The sequence below is a fragment of the Streptomyces sp. TN58 genome (assembly GCF_001941845.1).
Taxonomy (GTDB): Bacteria; Actinomycetota; Actinomycetes; order Streptomycetales; family Streptomycetaceae; genus Streptomyces.
Map to the genome: position 1 here is coordinate 1,792,069 of NZ_CP018870.1, position 17,216 is coordinate 1,809,284.

18 protein-coding genes are annotated in these 17,216 nt (G+C 71.3%); 4 read left to right on the top strand and 14 right to left on the bottom strand.

Annotation, left to right across the window (positions count from 1 at the left end; genetic code table 11):
- The first annotated feature begins 11 nt into the window (after positions 1-11).
- Positions 12-188: a hypothetical protein gene (locus BSL84_RS36450; RefSeq protein ID WP_199816129.1), complete on the top strand. Its 177-nt coding sequence runs from the start codon at positions 12-14 to the stop codon at positions 186-188.
- A gap of 27 nt (positions 189-215) precedes the next feature.
- Here BSL84_RS36450 and BSL84_RS08180 read toward each other — a convergent pair whose 3' ends face one another.
- Both BSL84_RS08180 and BSL84_RS08185 read right to left on the bottom strand, forming a co-directional pair.
- On the bottom strand, positions 216-1,658 hold the full coding sequence (locus BSL84_RS08180) for an alkaline phosphatase PhoX (protein WP_075970083.1): 1,443 nt from the start codon (positions 1,656-1,658) through the stop codon (positions 216-218).
- A gap of 188 nt (positions 1,659-1,846) precedes the next feature.
- Positions 1,847-3,379: a hypothetical protein gene (locus tag BSL84_RS08185; RefSeq protein WP_075970084.1), complete on the bottom strand. Its 1,533-nt coding sequence runs from the start codon at positions 3,377-3,379 to the stop codon at positions 1,847-1,849.
- A 377-nt stretch (positions 3,380-3,756) separates the two neighbouring features.
- Between BSL84_RS08185 and BSL84_RS08190 the strand changes: the two genes are divergently transcribed.
- Entirely contained in the window at positions 3,757-5,598 is a 1,842-nt protein-coding gene (locus tag BSL84_RS08190) for an endonuclease/exonuclease/phosphatase family protein (protein WP_075970085.1), read from the top strand.
- Positions 5,599-5,841: 243 nt separating this feature from the next.
- The gene (locus tag BSL84_RS08195; RefSeq protein ID WP_030030822.1) at positions 5,842-6,096 is read left to right on the top strand and encodes a hypothetical protein; all 255 of its coding nucleotides are present in this window, start codon (positions 5,842-5,844) and stop codon (positions 6,094-6,096) included.
- 109 nt (positions 6,097-6,205) lie between these two features.
- On the opposite strand, the gene dapD is transcribed toward BSL84_RS08195, so the two are convergent.
- Both dapD and BSL84_RS08205 read right to left on the bottom strand, forming a co-directional pair.
- Positions 6,206-7,186 (bottom strand): 2,3,4,5-tetrahydropyridine-2,6-dicarboxylate N-succinyltransferase, encoded by a 981-nt coding sequence (dapD, locus tag BSL84_RS08200; RefSeq protein ID WP_045321597.1) that lies wholly within the window; start codon positions 7,184-7,186, stop codon positions 6,206-6,208.
- Positions 7,187-7,195: 9 nt separating this feature from the next.
- Entirely contained in the window at positions 7,196-8,437 is a 1,242-nt protein-coding gene (locus tag BSL84_RS08205; protein WP_052680514.1) for an MFS transporter, read from the bottom strand.
- 92 nt (positions 8,438-8,529) lie between these two features.
- Between BSL84_RS08205 and BSL84_RS08210 the strand changes: the two genes are divergently transcribed.
- A complete protein-coding gene (locus BSL84_RS08210) occupies positions 8,530-9,414 on the top strand; it encodes a winged helix-turn-helix transcriptional regulator (RefSeq protein ID WP_075970086.1) in 885 nt (294 codons plus the stop codon).
- A gap of 15 nt (positions 9,415-9,429) precedes the next feature.
- Here the strand turns inward: BSL84_RS08210 and BSL84_RS08215 are convergent, their stop codons facing one another.
- The 10 genes from BSL84_RS08215 to BSL84_RS08260 all read right to left on the bottom strand — a co-directional run bounded on the left by BSL84_RS08215 (position 9,430) and on the right by BSL84_RS08260 (position 17,048).
- Positions 9,430-9,990 (bottom strand): TetR/AcrR family transcriptional regulator, encoded by a 561-nt coding sequence (locus tag BSL84_RS08215; protein WP_075970087.1) that lies wholly within the window; start codon positions 9,988-9,990, stop codon positions 9,430-9,432.
- On the bottom strand, positions 9,990-10,310 hold the full coding sequence (locus tag BSL84_RS08220) for a DMT family transporter (protein WP_045321594.1): 321 nt from the start codon (positions 10,308-10,310) through the stop codon (positions 9,990-9,992). Before BSL84_RS08220 ends, BSL84_RS08215 begins: the two co-directional genes overlap by 1 nt.
- A 132-nt stretch (positions 10,311-10,442) precedes the next feature.
- Positions 10,443-10,787 carry a metal-sulfur cluster assembly factor gene (locus BSL84_RS08225; RefSeq protein ID WP_030027092.1) on the bottom strand — a complete coding sequence of 115 codons (345 nt, stop codon included), beginning with the start codon at positions 10,785-10,787 and terminating at the stop codon, positions 10,443-10,445.
- On the bottom strand, positions 10,784-11,245 hold the full coding sequence (gene sufU / locus BSL84_RS08230) for a Fe-S cluster assembly sulfur transfer protein SufU (RefSeq protein WP_030027090.1): 462 nt from the start codon (positions 11,243-11,245) through the stop codon (positions 10,784-10,786). The genes BSL84_RS08225 and sufU overlap by 4 nt, the downstream gene beginning before the upstream one ends.
- A 22-nt stretch (positions 11,246-11,267) precedes the next feature.
- Positions 11,268-12,539 carry a cysteine desulfurase gene (locus BSL84_RS08235; RefSeq protein WP_030027088.1) on the bottom strand — a complete coding sequence of 424 codons (1,272 nt, stop codon included), beginning with the start codon at positions 12,537-12,539 and terminating at the stop codon, positions 11,268-11,270.
- On the bottom strand, positions 12,536-13,300 hold the full coding sequence (gene sufC, locus BSL84_RS08240; protein WP_030027085.1) for a Fe-S cluster assembly ATPase SufC: 765 nt from the start codon (positions 13,298-13,300) through the stop codon (positions 12,536-12,538). The genes BSL84_RS08235 and sufC overlap by 4 nt, the downstream gene beginning before the upstream one ends.
- Before the next feature lie 7 nt (positions 13,301-13,307).
- Positions 13,308-13,625 carry a bifunctional 3-phenylpropionate/cinnamic acid dioxygenase ferredoxin subunit gene (locus tag BSL84_RS08245; RefSeq protein ID WP_030027083.1) on the bottom strand — a complete coding sequence of 106 codons (318 nt, stop codon included), beginning with the start codon at positions 13,623-13,625 and terminating at the stop codon, positions 13,308-13,310.
- Positions 13,625-14,803, bottom strand: coding sequence for a Fe-S cluster assembly protein SufD (gene sufD / locus BSL84_RS08250; protein WP_075970088.1), 1,179 nt, complete (start codon positions 14,801-14,803; stop codon positions 13,625-13,627). The genes BSL84_RS08245 and sufD overlap by 1 nt, the downstream gene beginning before the upstream one ends.
- 71 nt (positions 14,804-14,874) lie before the next feature.
- Complete coding sequence (sufB, locus tag BSL84_RS08255; RefSeq protein ID WP_075970089.1) at positions 14,875-16,290, bottom strand: Fe-S cluster assembly protein SufB; 1,416 nt, start codon at positions 16,288-16,290, stop codon at positions 14,875-14,877.
- Positions 16,287-17,048: a helix-turn-helix transcriptional regulator gene (locus tag BSL84_RS08260; protein ID WP_075970090.1), complete on the bottom strand. Its 762-nt coding sequence runs from the start codon at positions 17,046-17,048 to the stop codon at positions 16,287-16,289. Before BSL84_RS08260 ends, sufB begins: the two co-directional genes overlap by 4 nt.
- Positions 17,049-17,216: the final 168 nt, after the last annotated feature.

A 17,216-nucleotide genomic window follows, 5' to 3' on the forward strand; every position in this document is an offset into this window, starting at 1 on the left:
GCCTTGGAAGCATGCACGAGACACTCACGCCCACGGGACCTGCCCGCCCGTCCGCCGCCGAGGCGAACGAGGCGATACGGCTCCTCGTGGAGACCCGGGTGGACGGCGAGTGGCCTTCCGAGGCCTATGAGTTCCTGCTCGCCGAGTGGGCCGAGGCCTCCCGCACGGAGGTCTCCCCGGCCCCGTGAGGCCCGCGGTCCCGGCCGGGCGGGGCGTCAGCGCGCGCGCCGCCACGGCCCGGTGACGGCCAGCATGACCCCCGGGTCCTGCAGGTTCGCGTAGAGGGTCCGCCCGTCGGGTGAGAAGCAGACCCCGGTGAACTCCGAGTACTCGGGCTCCTGCGGCGTCCCGATGTTCAGCTCGTTGCGCGCCAGCGGGTAGGTGCGGCCCGATTCGGTCGCGCCGAAGAGGTGTTGCAGCCCCGAGCCGTCCTCGGCGATGACCAGGCCCCCGTAAGGCGACACGGTGATGTTGTCCGGCCCGTCGTAGCCTCCCTCCGCCGACGGGTCCGCGTTGACCCCGATGAGGACCGTCAGCCGCAGCGTGCGCCGCTTGGGGTCGTAGAACCAGACCTGGCCGTCGTGCGCCGCGCCCGGGCTCTCCTCGCGGGCGTAGGAGGACACGAAGTACGCGCCCCCGTCCGCCCACCACATGCCCTCCAGCTTGCGCCCGCGCGTCACCGCGCCGTCCGCGAACTGCCTCCGCACGGGCACGGTCCGCGCGTCACGGTCCGGGACGTCCACCCAGTCCACCCCGTATACGGTGCCGGTCCTGGTGGCGCGCGTCAGGTCGTCGACGAACCGGCCGGAGCTGTCGGTGCACTTGGCGGCCTGGAGCGCCCCCGCGTCGGCGGCGAGCGTGCGGAGCCTGCCGCGCCCGTGCCGGAAGCCGCGGGGCGGGGTCCAGCGGTAGAACAGCCCGTTGGGACCGGAGGCGTCCTCGGTCAGGTACGCGTGGCCCTGCCGCGGGTCGATGACGACGGCCTCGTGGTCGTAGCGGCCGAACGCCTTGACGGGGCGCGGGTCGCGGTTGGCACGGCGGTCGTGCGGGTCGACCTCGAAGACGTAGCCGTGGTCCCTGGTCATGCCGTTCATACCGGCGAGGTCGGAGTTCTCCTCGCAGGTCAGCCAGGTGCCCCAGGGGGTGGCGCCGCCCGCGCAGTTGGTCGACGTACCGGCGATGCCCACCCATTCGGCGACCTCGCCGCCGGGCCGGACCTCCACGACCGTGCAGCCGCCGGCCGCGGCCGGGTCGTAGACGAGGCCTTCGGTGAGGGGGACGGGGCGGGCCCAGTTCTCCCGCCTGCCCTTCAGCTCGTGGTTGTTGACGAGGAGGGTGGTGCCGCGGTGGCCCTCGAAGGCCGCGGTCCCGTCGTGGTGGGACGGGGTGGTCTCACCGGACTCCAGCCTGGTGACGCCGCTGTGCGTGATCACGCGGTACCGGAAGCCGGCGGGGAGGGCGAGGATGCCGGCCGGGTCGGGGACGAGCGGGCCGTAGCCGGGCTCGCAGGGCGGCCGCCCGTGCCCGTCGCCGCCCGTGCCGTTCCCGGCCGCGAGCGCGCCGGGAGCGGTGGCGAGGGCGCCGACCGTCCCGGTGAGCGCCACTCCCGCGCCGGCGATGACGGTACGGGCGGTGAAGTCTCTGCGGCTGAGCGGCATCAGGTCTCCCGGGGTGGGCGGCGGGTGTGCGGGTCGCGGGCGCACACGCTGCCGCCCGCACGTGAACGGCGGCTGAACTACCCACGAAGGGGAACCAGCCCCTCGCCGGCCAACGGCAATGGCCAACTCCGGCCCAGGAACGGCGCATTGTCAGCGCCCTCGCGGGCCTCCCGGTCCCGATGCCCGGCTCAGGGCCTGCGGGAGCGCGCCTTGAAGGCGGCCCTGCGGGCCTCCTTGGCCCTCCTGCGGTCGGGGTGCAGCCGTCCCATAGCCTCCAGCACCCGGACGGTCGAGGGGTGCTCGACGCGCCACACCTGGTCGAAGAAGCCCGTGTGGTGCGCGGTCAGGGTCTCCATCAGGAGGGGCAGCTCCTCGGTCTCGCCGTCCGCGGCGAGCTGCGCCGCGATCGTGTCGACGGTCAGCCAGAACACCATCTGCGGGGCGGGCGGCGGTACGTCGGCCACGCCGTGCTCCGCCAGCCAGACGCGGGCGAGCCCGCCGAGCTCCGCCTCGTCCAGCACCGAGCGGACCGCCGGCTCGGCCTGCGGCCCGGCCAGTGCGAGGGCCTGCTGGCAGCGCAGCCGCCGCAGCGGGCCGCCCTCGTCGTCCCCGCGGGCGGCGGCGAGCAGTTCGGTGACGGCGGCGGGCAGGTCGCGGCCCGCCATCCACTGCTCGATCTCGGCCTGCGCGGCGTGTTCGGGGTAGGAGGCGACGGCGTCGAGGAGGGCGTCGGCGCCCTTGCCTGCCAGTTCCCCGACCGCGGGGGCCTCGACGCCGCCCTCCAGCATCCGGGCGCGGATGCCGTAGAGGCCGAGCGGGGTCAGGCGGACCATGCCGTAGCGGGAGACGTCCCCGTCGTCCACGCCGTCCGACCCGTCCGAGCCGTCTGCGCCGTCTGCGCCGTCCGAGCCGTCCCTGCCGTCCGGCTGCGCCATCAGCTCCTCGTCGACGGGCCGGAACTCCACCAGCCCGATCGGCTCCAGCTGCCGGAACTGGCCGTCGAGGCGCATCATGGCGTCCGAGACCTGCTCCAGCACGGCGTCGGTCGGTTCGGCCATACCCTCGGGCGCGACCATCGACGCGGCCAGCACCGGAAGCGGAATTGATCGGTCCGTGCCGCCGGCCCCGGAGGCGGTCAGCAGGTAGAGGTTGGCGAGCACCGCGTCGAGCGCGTCCGCCTCACGGCCCGGGTTCCAGTCCAGCCGGTCGAAGTCGATTCCTCCGCCCGCCTCCAGCGCGTCGACCAGGTCCTCCAGGTCGGGCACCGCCGCGTCGGCGAGCACCGCCTCCAGGGCCGCCCGCCACAGGTCAAGCACGTCGCCGGGGGTGCCGCCGGTCACCAGCGCCAGGTCCTCGCCGGGCGCGGCGGTGCCGTACGGCTCCTCGCCCCGCGCCGCCCCCGATCCGCCCTCTGCGCTCCCGTCCGCGCCTTCCTCCGGTTCGGTCACGTCCACCAGCCCGGTGTCCACCGCCACCCGCCAGGCCTGGCTCGCGTACCCGGCGGCGTTCTCGTCCGCCGCGTCGAGACCGAGGTGGGCGGCGGCGCCGGGCAGCTGGTCGGCGGCCAGTTCGCCGCCCACGCCGACGCGGGTTTCCGGACCGGCCCAGCGGGCCAGCCGTACGGCGCGCGCGAACAGCGGGGCGCCGAGGGCGTCGCGCGCCAGCTCCGCATCGGAGTGCAGCCGTACCGGCGGCAGTGTGGGGTGCGACTCAGCGGACATGGGGCGGCTCTCCTCGCGGACGCGGTGGGGACGGGCGGGCCGAGACGGCCCGGCCGGGCGGCCGGACCGTCATACGCGTCCGAAAACCGGCGACATGGCCGACATGGCGGGGCAGGGCGGGCATGGCGGATGTGGCGCAGATGACAGCCGTGGCCGTCGTACGGCGACCCAGCGTAGACGCATATCGGGCGCCTCTGACGGGCCATCGCCTTCGGCTCATCCCACAGTCCGCAGCCGTCTCCTCTGTAGGGCTTGACAACTTTGCTGACAAGGCAGGAAATTGACGCGCGTAGACGTTTGGGGGCTGACCAACCCCCCGCAGATCTCGCTGTTCGCAGCCTCTCCCCGCCCCTCTCCCACACCGGAGTTTCCTGACCATGCGCTCCTCGCATCCCCGCTCCGCCGCCGTCGCGGCCCTCGTCGCCACCGCGCTGGCCACCGGCCTCCTCGCGGGCTCCGCCGACGCGGCCGAGGGCGCGGCGTCCGCCGACCCGGTACGCATCCACGACATCCAGGGCACCACCCGGATATCCCCGCTCAACGGCAAGCAGGTCTCCGACGTCGAGGGCATCGTGACGGGCGTGCGGACCTACGGTTCGCGCGGCTTCTGGATCCAGGACCCCGACGCCGACGACGACGCCGCGACGAGCGAGGGCGTCTTCGTCTTCACCAACTCCGTCCCGACGGTCGCCGTCGGCGACGCGGTCAAGGTCTCCGGCACGGTCGGCGAGTACATCCCGGGCGGCGTGAAATCGGGCAACCAGTCGGTGACCCAGATCTCCAAGCCGACGGTCACCGTGGTCTCCTCCGGCAACGCGCTGCCCGAGGCCGCCGCGATCAACGAGTACACGGTGCCCGCCGAGTACACCCCGGCCGGCGACCCGGCCGCCGACGGCAGCATCAACGGCCTGACGCTGGACCCGTCCCGCTACGCCCTGGACTTCTACGAGTCCCTGGAAGGCATGAACGTCCGCATCGGCACCTCGCGCGTGGTCGGCGCCACCGACCCGTACTCGGAGCTGTGGGTCACGGTCAAGGGCTGGGAGAACACCGCGAAGCGCGGCGGCACGGTCTACGGCTCCTACGAGTCGCAGAACACCGGCCGCCTGCAGATCCAGCAGCTCACGCCCATCGCGCAGCAGCCCTTCCCGGTGGCCAACGTCGGTGACAAGCTGACCGGCACCACCGAAGGTCCGCTGGACTTCAACCAGTTCGGCGGCTACACGCTGGTGGCCCGCACCCTCGGCACCGTCAAGGCGGGCACCATCGCCCCCGAGAAGACCAAGCCGCAGGCCGAGCAGGAGCTCGCGGTGGCCACGTACAACGTCGAGAACCTCGACCCGACCGACCCGCAGGAGAAGTTCGACGCGCTGGCCAAGGCCGTCGTCGAGAACCTGGCCTCCCCCGACATCCTCGCCCTGGAGGAGATCCAGGACGACAACGGCGCCAAGAACGACGGCACCGTCTCGGCGGAGCAGACGCTGACCAAGTTCGCCGCGGCCATCGCGGCGGCGGGCGGCCCGGCCTACCAGTGGCGGACCGTCAACCCGGAGGACAAGAAGGACGGCGGCGAGCCCGGCGGCAACATCCGCCAGGTGTTCCTCTTCAACCCGGCGCGGGTGTCCTTCACCGAGCGCGCCCCGGGCGACGCGGTGACGGCGACCGGCGTGGTCAAGGAGAAGGGCAAGACCCACCTGACCCACTCCCCCGGCCGCGTGGACCCCGCGAACCCGGCGTGGGCCGACAGCCGCAAGCCGCTCGCCGGCGAGTTCGTCTTCCGCGGCAAGACGGTCTTCGTGATCGCCAACCACTTCGGCTCCAAGGGCGGCGACGAGGGCCTGACCTCGCACCACCAGCCGCCGCTGCGCTCCTCGGAGGCCAAGCGGCTGCTCCAGGCGCAGGCCGTGAACGGCTTCGTCAAGCAGATCCTGGCGCAGGACAAGAACGCCAACGTGCTCGTCCTCGGCGACATCAACGACTTCGAGTTCTCGGCGACCACGGACGCGCTGGCGGACGGCGGGGCGCTGTACCCGGCGATCAAGTCGCTGCCGAAGGCCGAGCGCTACTCGTACGTCTACCAGGGCAACGCCCAGGTGCTGGACCAGATCCTGACCAGCCCGGCGATCAAGAAGTTCACGTACGACAGCGTGCACATCAACGCGGAGTTCGCCGCGCAGAACAGCGACCACGACCCGCAGGTGCTGCGCTTCCGCCCGTAACCGGGGCACGGAGCAGCAGGGGGCCCGGCCGCCGTCCCGGTGGCCGGGCCCCCTGCCACAAGGGCTTCGAGCCGCCGCCGGAGCGGCCGCAGGAGACCGGTCCCGGGCGAGATCGGGGGCTTTGGGCCCTGGCGTGACGCTCGCCACATCTCCGCCGAATCAGCCGGTTGTGGTGTTGAGTGTCTGCACGCCCGATCTTGTCCCGGCCCGGCTCCCGCCGCTCGCACTCCCTGGAGGATCCTGGTGTTCCCCTCGATCTCCGCCGCCCAGGAAATCGGCCTGGCCGCCCTGTTCGCGGCAGCGCTCCTCGGGGTGGCCGGCCTGGGCCGCAGGCTGTGGGCCGGCCGCCTGCGCCGACCGGAGCCCGTCGCCGCCGCGGCTCTCCCGATGATCCCGGCCCAGCGCGGCTCCGCCGGGCACCCGATGGAGTCGGTGCAGCTGACCGAGGCGGAGGAGCAGGCCTTCGCCGGCCTGATCCGCACGATCCCCCGCCCCTGAGCGCGCCGGCCCCGCCCGCGCCCGAACGACCAAGCGCCCTTCCGGGCCGGGTCCGGAAGGGCGCTCGGTGACGGTCGCGGCCGTCGGTTGTGGCCGTCGGTTGTGGCCGTCAGTTGTGGCTGTGCAGGACCTCGTTCAGGCCGCCCCAGTTCGCCTTGTAGGGGCGGGCCTCGACGGTTCCCGTGACCGAGTTGCGGCGGAAGAGGATGTTGTCGGCGCCGGAGAGCTCCAGGGCCTTGACGACCTGGCCGTCCGGCAGGGTGACGCGGGTGCCCGCGGTGACGTACAGGCCCGCCTCGACGACGCACTCGTCGCCGAGGGCGATGCCCACGCCCGCCTCGGCGCCGACCAGGGTGCGCTCGCCGATCGAGATGATCTGCTTGCCGCCGCCGGAGAGGGTGCCCATCGTGGAGGCGCCGCCGCCGATGTCGGAGCCGTCGCCGACGACGACGCCCGCGGAGATGCGGCCCTCGACCATGGAGGTGCCGAGGGTGCCGGCGTTGAAGTTGACGAAGCCCTCGTGCATGACGGTGGTGCCCTCGGCGAGGTGCGCGCCGAGGCGGACGCGGTCCGCGTCGGCGATGCGCACGCCCTTGGGGGCGACGTAGTCCGTCATCCGCGGGAACTTGTCGATCGAGGTGACCTGCAGGTGCAGGCCCTCGGCGCGGGCGTTGAGGCGGACGGTCTCGACCTGGTCGACGGCGACCGGGCCCAGCGAGGTCCAGGCGACGTTGGCCAGCAGGCCGAAGACACCGTCGAGGTTCTGGCCGTGCGGCTTGACCAGGCGGTGGCTGAGCAGGTGCAGGCGCAGGTACGCGTCGTGGGCGTCCAGCGGCTTGTCCTCCAGGGAGGCGATGACCGTGCGGACGGCCACGACCTCGACGCCGCGGACCGCGTCCGACCGGATCGCCTTGCCGGCGGCGGCGCCGAGGAGCTCCACGGCCTGCTCGGCGGTGAGGCGCTCGGTGCCGGCCGGGCCGGGCTCGGCGACCAGCTCGGGGGCGGGGAACCAGGTGTCGAGGACGGTGCCGTCGGCGGTGAGGGTGGCAAGTCCGGCGGCGACGGCGCCGGTGGTACGCGTAGCAGTCATGCCCGAAACCTAACCGGCGACGGCCCGAGGTCGCGAACCGGTCTCATGTGCCGGTCCGATCGCGTGTCGGGACGCGCGTCGCCGCTGCCGTGCCCACGCCCAGAGCACCGCCCCGCCCGCCGCCGTCGCGAGCCCGGCACACAGCGGCCACAGCAGGCCGGGGGCGGCCGAGTACAGCGCGCCGCCCAGCGGTGGCCCGAGGACGACCCCGCTGACGGAGATCCCCGCGTACAGGCTCTGGAACCGCCCGACGGCGTGCTCGGGCGCCTCGTCGGCGACGTAGGCGGTGGCTGTGGTCTTGTAGAGGATCTCCCCGAGGCTCAGCAGGACCATCATCACCACGGCGCTCGCCACCCCCGCCCCGAAGAGCAGCGCCCCGTACCCGGCCCCCACCAGCACCAGCCCGGCGGCGATCACCGGCAGCGCCGGCCGGTCGCGCAGCGCCACGGCGGCGGGCAGCTCAAGCAGCAGGATCACCGCGCCGTTGAGGGCGATGACGAGGCCGAAGGCGCGCGGGTCCAGGCCGTGGTCGGTGAGGAAGACGGGGAAGGTGGAGTACTGCTGGCGGTAGACGACGTCGGTCACCAGGATCGCGCCGAGCAGGACGAGCAGGGCCGGCCTGGCCCGTAGTTCGGCGAGGAGTCCGCGGCCCTGACCCCCGTCCGGGGCCGCGGATGCTTTGCGGGGTGCGCCGCGCGCCGGGACGACGCGGGCGGTCCAGATAGCGAAGGCGAGGGTACCGACGCCGTCGGCGACGAAGAGCCAGTCGTAGGAGAGCCCGGTCGCGACGAGGGCGCCGAGCGGCGGCCCGAGGGTGAATCCGCCGTTGGACGCGCAGCGGACGAGGGCGAAGGCCTGGCGGCGGCCGCCCTCCGGGACGGTGACCGCGACGAGGGCGGAGTTGGCGGCCCGGATCACGCCGGAGGCGTACTGGGCCACCGGGAGGGCCGCGAAGAGCAGCGGGGCGGGGAGCAGCGGCAGGGCCGCGAGGGTCGCCCCGGCGAGCGTGGCGGCGGCGAGGAGCACCCGGCGGTGGCCGAAGCGGTCCCCGTACCAGCCGCCGCTGAAGTTGCCCGCGACCAGGCCGATGCCGCCGATGCCGGTGACGAGGCCGGCCTGTGCGGCGCCGAGTCCGCGTGGGCCGGTCAGGTAGAGGAAGACGAAGACGAAGGTGAAGCTGACGACGGCGTTGACGAAGACCCCCGCAGCCAGCAGCCACACGACCCTCGGTATGTCCTTGAACCCCTGCAGCACACCCGTGCCCCCGCCCTGATGAGTAAGTTCCTTTTGGGAACGGACTATGTCACCATGACAGCCTTGGGTCAACGGACGAAGGAGTTCCCATGGCCCAGCGCACACACCTCGGCGACGCGGACTGCGCCATCGCCCAGGCCCTCGACGTGGTGGGCGACTGGTGGACGCTGCTGATCGTGCGCGACACCGCGCGCGGCCTGCACCGCTTCGACGAGCTCCAGCGCGAGCTGGGGGTGTCCCGCAAGGTGCTCGCAGAACGGCTGAAGCTGCTCGTGGAGGCCGGGGTGCTGTCGCGCGAGCCGTACCAGGAGCGCCCGGTGCGGCACGAGTACCGGCTGACCCCGCGCGGGCGGGGGCTGCTGCCGGTCCTGGTGGCCCTCCAGGACTGGGGAGACACCTGGGTCCTGGGAGAGGGAGAGATGACGGCGACGACCGACGGAGCATCGCGCGAGGCGGAACGGGTGCACTCGCTGCTCGGCACGCGGGTGCCGCCACTGCTGCTGCCGGACCGTTTCGGCGGGATGGGCGACCCGGTGGCGGACACCCCGTTCACGGTCCTGTACTTCTTCCCGGGCGCCTACGCGCGGGCCGAGGCCTACCCTCCCGGCTGGGCCGGGATCCCGGGCGCCAAGGGCTGTACGTTCGAGTCGTGCACGTACCGCGACCAGCTCGCCGAGTTCACCGCGGCCGGCGCCACCGTGCACGGCGTCTCCACCCAGCGCCCGGACGAGCAGCGGGAGTTCGCGGAGGCGGAGCGGCTGCGTTTCCCGCTCCTGTCGGACGCCGACCTGGCGCTGACCGCCGCGCTGCGCCTGCCGACGTTCCGCGCGGCGGGCGTGAGCCGGATCAAGCGGCTGACCCTGGTCGTCGACCGCGACCGCACCGTGCGCGAGGTGGTCTACCCCATCCGCGACATCGAGGCGAGCGTGCAGACGGCCCTGGCGGCCGTCCGCACCCCCACCCCCGCCGGCTGAGCCGGGACGCGGCGCTCAGGCGGCCCGCTCCCCCAGGACGCGGGCCAGCACCTCACGGGCGTACGGCTCGTCGTACTCGGCGTCCGTCAGCAGGACCTGCAGGCTGATGCCGTCCATCGCGGCCACCAGCGCCCGGGCCGTCACCGGGTCGGTCCGCGGCGCCAGCGCCCGGCACGCGGCCTCGCACCACTCGGCGGCCACCGGCCGCAGGGCGGGGCGGCGCAGCGCCGCGACGTAGAGCTCGTACTCCAGCTCCGCCCGGCGCCGGTCCGCCGTCAGGAACTCGCCCAGGAGGCGGGCCAGCGCCGCGGCGAGGTCCGCCTCCGGGTCGGCCAGCTCCGGGGCGTGTGCCAGCGCCCGGGCGAAGCCCTCGTCGGCCTGCCGCAGCGCCGCCACCAGCAGGTCGTCCAGCGTCTTGAAGTGGTACGTCGTCGACCCCAGCGGTACGTCCGCCTCCGCGGCCGCGCTGCGGTGGCTCAGCCCCGCGATGCCCTTGGCACCCACCACGCGGATCGCGGCGTCGATGATCCGCCGGCGCCGGTCCGGGTCGTGGCGCCGCCGCGCGCCCTGCGGCATCAGTGCGCCCCGCCCAGGTTCAGCAGGACCACCCCGCCGATCACGAGGGCGATCCCCGCGATCTTCGCGGCGGTGGCCGCCTCCCCCATGAACACCATGCCGATCGCGGCGATGGCGGCGGTGCCGACTCCGGCCCATATCGCGTAGGCCGTACCGACCGGCATCGATTTCAGCGCCTGCGCGAGCAGGGTGAAGGCGATGGCGTATCCCAGCAGGGTGCCGAGCGAGGGCCACAGCTTCGTGAAGCCGTCGCTGTACTTCATGGCGGTGGTGCCGGCGACCTCGGCGGCGATGGCTGCGGCGAGCAGGGCATAGGGCATGTGTACAAGGGTACACATCGATGCGTACACCTGTACGCATGACGAGCGCCCATCCGCCCGGGGGACCGGCCGGGAAACACCGAGGGCCCCCGGCACGCGCGTGCCGGGGGCCCTCCTGTGCGAGCGGGGTGCTCAGACGTTGAAGCCGAGCGCGCGAAGCTGCTCGCGGCCGTCGTCCGTGATCTTGTCCGGGCCCCACGGCGGCATCCAGACCCAGTTGATCCGGAGTTCGTTGACGATGCCGTCCGTGGCCGACTTCGCCTGGTCCTCGATGACGTCCGTCAGCGGGCAGGCCGCCGAGGTGAGCGTCATGTCGAGGGTGGCGATGTTCGCGTCGTCGATGTGGATGCCGTAGATCAGGCCCAGGTTGACGACATCGATGCCCAGCTCGGGGTCGACCACGTCGTAGAGGGCCTCGCGGACCTCCTCCTCGGTGGCCGGCTTGGTCGACGCCTCGGGCGTCGCGTTCTCGGTCATGCCGTCTTCCTCTCCGCGTCGCCCAGAGCCTGGGCCGTCGCGTCCTTCCACGCCATCCAGCTCAGCAGGGCGCACTTCACACGGGCCGGGTACTTGGAGACGCCGACGAACGCGACCGCGTCCTCCAGCACCTCCTCCATGGCCTCGTCGGGCTCGATCTTGCCCTTGGACTGCATCATCTCCAGGAACACGGCCTGGATCTTCTGCGCCTCGGCCAGTTCCTTGCCCACGAGCAGCTCGTTCAGTACGGAGGCGCTGGCCTGGCTGATGGAGCAGCCCTGGCCCTCGTAGCTGACATCCGTCAGCGTCTCACCGTCGTACTTCACGCGCAGCGTGATCTCGTCACCGCAGGTCGGGTTGACGTGGTGCACCTCGGCGTCGCCGTCGCGCAGGCCACGCCCGTGCGGGTGCTTGTAGTGGTCCAGGATCAGTTCCTGGTACATCGAATCCAGCTTCACTGCGTCCTCGTCGCCTCGTCCGTCAGCCGAAGAAGTTCCGTACGTGCTCCAGCCCGTCGACCAGTGCGTCGACATCGGCCGGAGTGGAGTACAGGTAGAAAGACGCTCGCGTCGTCGCCGGAATTCCGTAGCGCAGGCAGACGGGGCGCGCGCAGTGGTGTCCCACGCGGACCGCGATGCCCTGCTCGTCCAGGACCTGGCCGACATCGTGCGGGTGGATGTCGCCGAGCACGAAGGAGATCGCGGCGCCGCGGTCCTCGGCCGTGGTGGGGCCGATGATCCGCAGGTCGGGCACCTCGGCGAGGCGCTTGATCGCGTACTCGGTGATCGCGTGCTCGTGCGCGGCGATCCTGTCCATGCCGATCGCGGAGAGGTAGTCCACGGCCGCACCGAGGCCGACGGCCTGGGCGATCGGGGGCGTACCCGCCTCGAACTTGTGCGGCGCCGGGGCGTAGGTCGAGGCGTGCATCGACACGGTCTCGATCATCTCGCCGCCGCCGAGGAACGGAGGCAGGTCCTCCAGCAGCTCCTGGCGGCCCCACAGGACGCCGATGCCGGTCGGGCCGCACATCTTGTGGCCGGTGAAGGCCACGAAGTCGGCGCCGAGCGCCTGCACGTCGAGCGGCATGTGCGGAGCGGCCTGGGAGGCGTCGATCAGCACCAGCGCGCCGACGTCCTGGGCGCGCCGGACGATCGCCTCGACCGGGTTGACCGTGCCCATGATGTTGGAGACCAGCGTGAAGGAGACGATCTTCGTCTGCTCCGTGATGACCTCTTCGATGTTGGACAGGTCGAGCCGGCCGTCGTCGGTGAGGCCGAACCACTTCAGCTTCGCGCCGGTGCGCTGCGCGAGCAGCTGCCACGGAACGATGTTGGAGTGGTGCTCCATCTCCGTGATGGCGATCTCGGTCTCGCGGTCGACCCGGTAGGGCTCGTCCGCCCAGCCGAGCATGTTCGCGACGAGGTTGAGCGACTCCGAGGCGTTCTTGGTGAAGATCACCTCGTCGCGGCTCGGCGCGTTGATGAAGGCGGCGACCTTGTCGCGGGCGCCCTCGTACAGCGCCGTGGCCTCCTCGGCGAGCACGTGCACGCCGCGGTGGACGTTCGCGTTGTGCTGCTCGTAGTACTCGCTCAGCGCGTCGAGTACCTGGCGCGGCTTCTGCGAGGTCGCGGCGTTGTCCAGGTAAACGATCTTCTTCCCGTCGTGGACCACACGATCCAGCAGGGGGAAGTCCTTGCGGATCGCCTCGCCAAGCAGATGAGACCCGGTGAGGAGGCCAGGCAGCTGTGTCACGCGGTCGCGCCACCCTTCACGTACTTGTCGTAGCCCTCGTTCTCCAGCTGGTCGGCGAGCTCGGCGCCGCCGGACTCGGCGATGCGGCCGTTCGCGAACACGTGCACGAAGTCGGGCTTGATGTAGCGCAGGATGCGCGTGTAGTGGGTGATCAGCAGGGTGCCGACCTCACCGCTCTCGCGGACGCGGTTGACGCCCTCGGAGACGATGCGCAGGGCGTCGACGTCCAGGCCGGAGTCGGTCTCGTCGAGGATGGCGATCTTCGGCTTGAGGAGCTCCAGCTGGAGGATCTCGTGGCGCTTCTTCTCACCGCCGGAGAAGCCCTCGTTGACGTTGCGCTCGGCGAAGGCCGGGTCCATCTGGAGCTGCTCCATCGCGGACTTGACCTCCTTCACCCAGGTGCGCAGCTTGGGGGCCTCGCCGCGGATGGCGGTGGCGGAGGTGCGCAGGAAGTTGGAGACCGAGACGCCGGGGACCTCGACCGGGTACTGCATGGCGAGGAAGACGCCGGCGCGGGCGCGCTCGTCGACGGACATCTCCAGGACGTCCTCGCCGTCGAGGGTCACGGTGCCACCGGTGATGGTGTACTTCGGGTGACCGGCCAGGGAGTACGCCAGCGTGGACTTGCCGGAGCCGTTCGGACCCATGATGGCGTGCGTCTCACCCTGCTTGACGGTGAGGTCGACGCCCTTGAGGATCTCGCGGGCGCCGTTCTCGGCCTCGACGGAGACGTGCAGGTCGTGGATTTCAAGCGTTGCCATGGATACCTCAGGACTCCTGGGTGAGGGAGACGAGCACGTCGTCCCCTTCGATCTTTACGGGGTATACGGGGACGGGGCGCGTCGCGGGCAGACCGGAGGGCTTTCCGGTGCGCAGGTCGAAGGCCGACCCGTGCAGCCAGCACTCGATCATGCAGTCCTCGACCTCGCCCTCCGAGAGCGAGACGTTCGCGTGCGAGCAGATGTCGTTGATCGCGAACACCTCCCCGTCGGTGGAGACGATGGACACCGGCGTGCCGTCGAGTTCCACCCGCTTGGGGGTGTTCTCCTCCAGCTCGCTCAGCGCGCAGGCCTTGACGTAGTTCATCAGACGGAACCCTGGAGCTCGGCCTCGATCTTGGCGATCAGGCGCTCTTCGATGTCGTCGACACCGATCTGCTGGACGAGCTCGGCGAAGAAGCCGCGGACGACCAGGCGGCGGGCCTCGTCGGCCGGGATGCCGCGGGCCTGCAGGTAGAAGAGCTGCTCGTCGTCGAAGCGGCCGGTGGCGGAGGCGTGGCCGGCGCCGACGATCTCGCCGGTCTCGATCTCCAGGTTCGGCACGGAGTCGACCCGCGCGCCGTCCGTGAGGACGAGGTTGCGGTTCATCTCGTACGTGTCGGTGCCCTCGGCGCTCTTCTCGATGAGCACGTCGCCGATCCAGACGGCGTGGGCGTCCTGGCCCTGGAGGGCGCCCTTGTAGACGACGTTCGACTTGCAGTGCGGGGCGTCGTGCGTGACGAGGAGGCGGTGCTCCTGGTGCTGGCCGGCGTCCGTGAAGTACAGGCCGAGCATCTCGGCCTCGCCGCCGGGGCCCGCGTAGGTGACGCGCGGGTGCAGGCGGACGACGTCGCCGCCGAAGGTGACGACCACGGACTTGAAGCTCGCGTCGCGGCCGACGAGGGCGTTGTGCTGCGAGGTGTGGACGGCGGTGTCGTCCCAGTCCTGGACGGACACGAAGGTCACCTTCGCGCCGTCGCCGACGAGGATGTCCACGTTGGCGGCGCGCACGCCGTCGCCGGTGTGGTCGATCACGATGATCGCCTCGGCGAAGGGCTTCACGTCGAAGACGGTGTGGCCGAAGGTCGTGCCGCCTTCGCCGTGCAGGGCGACCCGGATGGGCTCGGTGAGCACGGTCTCCTTGGGCACGGTGACGACCGTGGCCTTGGCGAAGGAGGAGAAGGCCTGTGCGGCGACGCGGTCGACGGGCGTGCCGGCCTTGCCGATCCGCTCGTCGCCGCGCTCCACGGACTCGACCGTGACGCCCTCGGGGGCGTCGATCTGGGCCTTCATGGTGCCGTCGGCGACGGCGGTGCCGTCGTGCAGGCCCTTGAGGCGGGCGAGCGGCGTGAAGCGCCACTCCTCCTCGCGGCCGTGCGGGACCGGGAAGTCGGCCACGTCGAAGGACGGGGGCGCGCTCGTCCGGGTGGCGACGGTGGACTCGGCGGCCACCGCGATCGCGCCGGCGGTGGTGGAGCCCGCCGGAATATTCTGAGCCTCAGCCATGGCTGTCGTCTTGCTCGCTCTCTTAAAAGAACACGTCTACGTCTGTGAATGTGCTGCGGGCGGGGGCCGGACTAGCCGACCGAGCCCTCCATCTGCAGCTCGATCAGCCGGTTGAGCTCCAGCGCGTACTCCATCGGCAGCTCCTTCGCGATCGGCTCGACGAAGCCGCGCACGATCATGGCCATGGCCTCGAACTCGGTGAGGCCGCGCTGCATCAGGTAGAAGAGCTGGTCGTCGGAGACCTTGGAGACGGTGGCCTCGTGGCCCATCGTCACGTCGTCCTCGCGGACGTCCACGTACGGGTACGTGTCCGAGCGGGAGACGGTGTCCACGAGCAGTGCGTCGCACAGGACGTTGGACTTCGAGCCGGCGGCGCCCTCGCCGATCTCGACCAGGCCCCGGTAGGAGGTGCGGCCGCCGCCTCGGGCCACCGACTTGGAGACGATGTTCGAGGAGGTGTTCGGCGCCATGTGGACCATCTTGGAGCCGGCGTCCTGGTGCTGGCCCTCGCCCGCGAAGGCGATGGACAGGGTCTCGCCCTTGGCGTGCTCGCCCATCAGGTACACGGCCGGGTACTTCATGGTGACCTTGGAGCCGATGTTGCCGTCGATCCACTCCATGGTCGCGCCCTCGTACGCCACGGCACGCTTGGTGACCAGGTTGTAGACGTTGTTCGACCAGTTCTGGATCGTCGTGTAGCGGCAGCGGCCGCCCTTCTTCACGATGATCTCGACGACGGCGCTGTGCAGCGAGTCCGAGGAGTAGATCGGGGCGGTGCAGCCCTCGACGTAGTGGACGTAGGCGTCCTCGTCGACGATGATCAGCGTCCGCTCGAACTGGCCCATGTTCTCCGTGTTGATACGGAAGTAGGCCTGCAGCGGGATGTCCACGCGGACGCCCTTGGGGACGTAGATGAACGAGCCGCCGGACCACACCGCGGTGTTCAGCGAGGCGAACTTGTTGTCGCCGACCGGGATGACCGTGCCGAAGTACTCCTGGAAGAGCTCCGGGTGCTCCTTGAGCGCGGTGTCCGTGTCGAGGAAGATCACGCCCTGCTCCTCCAGGTCCTCACGGATCTGGTGGTAGACGACCTCGGACTCGTACTGGGCCGCGACACCGGCGACGAGGCGCTGCTTCTCCGCCTCCGGGATGCCGAGCTTGTCGTACGTGTTCTTGATGTCCTCGGGCAGTTCCTCCCAGGAAGCGGCCTGCTTCTCGGTGGAGCGCACGAAGTACTTGATGTTGTCGAAGTCGATGCCCGACAGGTCGGAGCCCCACATCGGCATGGGCTTCTTGTCGAACAGCCTCAGGCCCTTGAGGCGGAGGTTCAGCATCCACTCCGGCTCGGACTTCTTCTCCGAGATGTCGCGGACGACAGCCTCGGACAGACCCCGCTTGGCAGCGGCGCCGGCCGCGTCGGAGTCGGCCCAGCCGTATTCATAGGTGCCCAGGCCATCGAGCTCAGGGTGAGCGGTCTCCGTGGTCATGCGGGGTTCCTCCCGGCCGTACTTGCAGATACTGATGTGTCGGTCTGTGTGGTGCCCGCGCTGCGCGGGATGAACGTCGTGCACACTCCGTCGCCGTGGGCGATCGTGGCGAGGCGCTGCACATGCGTCCCGAGCAGGCGTGAGAAGACCTCGGTCTCCGCCTCGCAGAGCTGCGGGAACTGCTCGGCCACGTGGGCGACCGGGCAGTGGTGCTGGCAGAGCTGTTCACCGCTGTGCGGACCGGGAGCGCTCTTCGCCGTAGCAGCGTACCCGTCTTGCGTCAACGCCCTGGCAAGAGCCTCCGTGCGGCCCTCGGGGGCGGCCGCCTCGACGGCTGCCCGGTAGGCCTCGGCCTGCGACTCCATGCGCGCCCTGGCGAAGGCGGCGACGGCCGCCTCGCCCTGTTCGCCGCCGCCCACGGACTGCGCGATCCAGCGCAGGGCGTCCGCGGCGAGCTTGTCGTAGGACTGGTCGAAGGCGTCGCGGCCGCAGTCGGTGAGCGCGAAGACCTTGGCCGGCCGACCCCGGGTCCGCGCTCCGTACACGCGCTGCTCACGGGCTTCGACCACGTCGTCGGCGACGAGCGTGTCGAGGTGGCGGCGGACGGCGGCCTGGGTGAGGCCGAGGCGCTGGGCGAGGTCGGCGACGGTGGACGGGCCGTGGTCCAGGATCGAGCGCGCCACGCGGTTGCGGGTTGACCGCTCCCCGGTGGCGAGCTCCCCCTGGGGGGCCTCGTTCTGCCGTTCGCCGTATTTCACAACACCATTGTTGCGTAATTAACCGAGCCCGGACAAGCCGTGACGGAGGCCACGCCTGGTGGCCTCCATCACTAAGGGTTACCTTATTTATCGACGGAGAGTTATTCGGACTGATTGATTCCGCTCACCTTCCGGGCCCCTCGTTCGGCCGCATTCCCCGCCGCCACC

Coding starts and splice junctions, on each gene's coding strand:
- BSL84_RS08185 (WP_075970084.1), bottom strand. CDS start 3,379: ATGTCCGCTGAGTCGCACCCCACACTGCCGCCGGTACGGCTGCACTCC.
- BSL84_RS08225 (WP_030027092.1), bottom strand. CDS start 10,787: ATGACCGAGAACGCGACGCCCGAGGCGTCGACCAAGCCGGCCACCGAG.
- BSL84_RS36450 (WP_199816129.1), top strand. CDS start 12: ATGCACGAGACACTCACGCCCACGGGACCTGCCCGCCCGTCCGCCGCC.
- BSL84_RS08245 (WP_030027083.1), bottom strand. CDS start 13,625: ATGAACTACGTCAAGGCCTGCGCGCTGAGCGAGCTGGAGGAGAACACC.
- BSL84_RS08190 (WP_075970085.1), top strand. CDS start 3,757: ATGCGCTCCTCGCATCCCCGCTCCGCCGCCGTCGCGGCCCTCGTCGCC.
- sufB (WP_075970089.1), bottom strand. CDS start 16,290: ATGACCACGGAGACCGCTCACCCTGAGCTCGATGGCCTGGGCACCTAT.
- sufC (WP_030027085.1), bottom strand. CDS start 13,300: ATGGCAACGCTTGAAATCCACGACCTGCACGTCTCCGTCGAGGCCGAG.
- BSL84_RS08220 (WP_045321594.1), bottom strand. CDS start 10,310: ATGCCCTATGCCCTGCTCGCCGCAGCCATCGCCGCCGAGGTCGCCGGC.
- dapD (WP_045321597.1), bottom strand. CDS start 7,186: ATGACTGCTACGCGTACCACCGGCGCCGTCGCCGCCGGACTTGCCACC.
- BSL84_RS08215 (WP_075970087.1), bottom strand. CDS start 9,990: ATGCCGCAGGGCGCGCGGCGGCGCCACGACCCGGACCGGCGCCGGCGG.
- BSL84_RS08180 (WP_075970083.1), bottom strand. CDS start 1,658: ATGCCGCTCAGCCGCAGAGACTTCACCGCCCGTACCGTCATCGCCGGC.
- BSL84_RS08210 (WP_075970086.1), top strand. CDS start 8,530: ATGGCCCAGCGCACACACCTCGGCGACGCGGACTGCGCCATCGCCCAG.
- sufD (WP_075970088.1), bottom strand. CDS start 14,803: ATGGCTGAGGCTCAGAATATTCCGGCGGGCTCCACCACCGCCGGCGCG.